Genomic DNA, 3,133 nt, shown 5'->3' on the forward strand with positions numbered 1-3,133 from the left:
TCATAGATCAGCGGCACCTGGCGCACGGCGATGTCCAGTTCGGCATCGGCGCCCCCCTGATAGGCCCCAAGCAACCGGATATCGCGCGTGTCCTCGAAGCGCGAGATCATCGACTTCAGCCTTGTCACCAGCGCGCGCTGTTCTACGCTCCAGGCCTTTCCGGCCAACCGCGATATGGACGACAGCGGGTTGACGGGGGGATAGCGACCCTGTTCGGCGATCGCACGGTCGAGCACGACATGGCCGTCGAGGATGCCGCGCACGGAATCGGCGACCGGATCGTTGTGATCGTCGCCGTCGACCAGCACGGAAATGATGGCGGTGATGGATCCTTTGCCTTCCCCGCCCGGCCCGGCGCGTTCGAGCAGCTTGGGCAGTTCGGTGAACACCGAGGCCGGATAACCGCGCGCGACCGGCGGCTCGCCGGTCCCCGTCGCCACCTCACGCAGGGCGTGGGCGAAGCGGGTGATCGAATCCAGCACCAGCAAAACGCGATGCCCCTGGTCGCGGAAATGCTCGGCGACGCGCATGGCGGTGTCCGGCGCACGCCGGCGCATCATGGCGCTTTCGTCGCTGGTGGCGACGACGGCGACGGTCTTGGCCATGCTCTCGCCGATAGTATCCTCGAGGAATTCACGCACTTCTCGGCCGCGTTCGCCGATGAGCGCCACCACGACGGTATCGAATGCGTCGGCGCCGGCGAGCATGGCGAGCAGCGTCGACTTGCCGACGCCGGAGCCGGCAAAGATGCCAAGGCGCTGGCCGAAACAGAGCGGCGTGAAGATGTCGATGACCTTGACGCCGGTCATGAAGGCAGTGCCGACGCGTTGCCGCGCCATGGCTCCCGGCGTCGTCTGGGCGCCGCGCGATGTGTCGTCTCCCCGGGCGAGCGGCGGGCCGCCATCGATCGTCCTGGTGAGTGCGTCGATGGTGCGGCCGCGCCACGAGGCATGCGGCGCCACCACGAGCGGACCTCGGCGGAAAACGGCATCACCGATGCCGGAATCGGCGCTGCGTTCGAAGGGTGCCACGACGGCCTCGTCGCGGCCGATCTTGACGATCTCGCCGCGCCGCGCACCGGCATCGCCGCGCTGCTCGACGATGTCGCCCAGCCTGGCGAAGCCGGAAAGGCCGTGCACCTTGTAGTGCGTGGGCGTGACTTCGATGACGCGGCCGCCGCGCTTGAGCAGCGCCTCGGCGTCGGCGAAACGCCGCCAGACCCGTTCCAGCGCGGCAAGCCGGTCTTCCGGCGCCGGCTGGAGTTGTCTTTCGGGTGCGCGCAGGGATGGTTGGTCGAGCGACATGGATTATTTCGAGCCGAGCGTCTTGATCGCCTCGTCTGTGGACGAGTCGGTCTGCCGCATCAGGGCGGCGGTGTTCTCGAAGGCGCGCTGGACCATGATCAGCCGGGTGATCTCCAGCACCGGATTGACATTGGACTCTTCGAGAAAACCCTGGGCGACGCCGACATCGGAGCGGTCGGTGACAGGCTCCGGGGTGCGTGCCGGAACGATGCCGGAATTGCCGTAGCGGACGAAGTTCGGGCCTGGGTCGAAATTGTAGAGACCGATCGAGCCGACAAGCTGATCGTTCTGGCGCAACGAACCATCGGCCCCGGCCTTGGGTGGGCCGTTGCGGGGATCAAGCTGGATCGGCGAGCCGCCGGCATCGAGCACCGGGGGGCCCTCGATCGACATCAGCTCGCCGTTCTCGTTCATCGAAAAGCGGCCGTCGCGGGTCATGACGGTGCCGACCGGCGTCTCTATGGCAAACCAGGCATCGCCCTGGATGGCGAAATCGAAGGGATTTCCGGTCTCGCTCAAGGCGCCGTGGGCGCCGGAAAGGTAGGTCTTGCCCGGGGAGGCGAAGGATACCGATTTCTGCCCGGTGCCGGAGACGACGTCCTCGAACTTCACGCCGGTAGCGCGAAAGCCGATCGTCGAGGCGTTGGCGACGTTGTCGGCGATGGTGTCGAGGCGCCGCTCGAGCGCGATCTGCGACGAAAGGGCGACGTACAGGCTGTCCCGCATGATGGCCTCAGAACCTCAATTTCTGCATGGCCATCATCAGGTCGGTGGAGATGCCGACGGTGAGTGGCTGGGCAAATAGCACGCTGACCGAGGTGACGGCCGATGAAGTCGGGTGGTTGATCTCGTACATGCTGGTGAAGCGGGTCAGGAACTTGCCGAGTTTCTCGGGGTCGGAGAAATCCGAGATGTCGAGTTTTTGCTCGAACAGCTGCGCCTGCTTGTCGACGTCGGCGGTGGCGAAGGAATCGGGCAGGCCGAGCACGGTGCGCACGACACTGGCAAGCGCGGTGTCGGCCAGCACGTCATACCAGCTGGTGATGGTTGGGGCCTTGCGATCGAAGTAAAGCGCCAGCCGCACGCCCTGGTTGGCCTGACCGGCATCCTCTTCGAGGGTCTGGCGCATGTATTTGTCGACGGTCGGCTGCTGCGCCGGATTGATGGTGGTGGTGTTTTCGCCATAGGCTTCGAAGTTGAAGGCGGAGGCAAGCGCGGCATAGGTCTTGTCCGTCATCTTGTTGGCGACACTGTGGGGGTCGCGGACGCCGCCTTGCAGAACCCGCTTGATGAGATCCTTGTCCTCCGTCGCCGAGTCGAGACCGAATGACGCCAGCGCGTATGTGTAGAGCCGGCTGTTCGACATCAGATCGTCGATCGACTTCACCTTGGTGATGTTGGCAAGATAGTATGTCGTCTCGCCCTTCACATAGGCCGAATTGGGATCGAGGCCGGCGATCTGGGCCTGGATGGCATAGTTCTTGGTCACCAATTGCTGTGTCTTGTTGTAGATGGTCGCATCGGCGCCGTTGGCGGCGAAGTTGAAGGCGCTGACGAATTCGGCGTAACGCTTGTCGGTCAGCTTGTTGGCGAAGCTGTCGGGATCGGAGACGCCTTCCTTGAGTGCCTTGACCATGAAGGCCTTGGCGTAGTCCATGTCCTCCAGCCCGTAGGCCTTCATGGCATACTTGAACAAACGGTCGTTTTTGACGAAATCGTCGATCGATTTCACCTTGGTGATATTCGCGAGATAATATTTGGTGTCGCGATCAACCACGGGCTGCTGCTCGATCCTGTCGATCGATTTTGAAATGTCCTTGGTGATGAGC

General features: G+C 63.7%; 3 protein-coding genes. All 3 read right to left on the bottom strand.

All coding sequences use genetic code 11. The features are described from left to right. A partial coding sequence (gene fliI, locus EN893_RS26060; RefSeq protein ID WP_128361879.1) for a flagellar protein export ATPase FliI occupies window positions 1-1,304 on the bottom strand: 1,304 nt, incomplete at its 3' end. A gap of 3 nt (window positions 1,305-1,307) precedes the next feature. Beyond that, the gene (gene flgF / locus EN893_RS26065) at window positions 1,308-2,030 is read right to left on the bottom strand and encodes a flagellar basal-body rod protein FlgF (RefSeq protein ID WP_128361880.1); all 723 of its coding nucleotides are present in this window, start codon (window positions 2,028-2,030) and stop codon (window positions 1,308-1,310) included. A 7-nt stretch (window positions 2,031-2,037) separates the two neighbouring features. Beyond that, window positions 2,038-3,133, bottom strand: a 1,096-nt coding sequence (locus EN893_RS26070) for a DUF1217 domain-containing protein (RefSeq protein ID WP_128361881.1), incomplete at its 5' end; no start/stop codon positions are given.

The sequence above is a fragment of the Mesorhizobium sp. M7A.F.Ca.CA.004.04.2.1 genome (genome assembly GCF_004022825.1).
Lineage (GTDB): Bacteria > Pseudomonadota > Alphaproteobacteria > Rhizobiales > Rhizobiaceae > Mesorhizobium.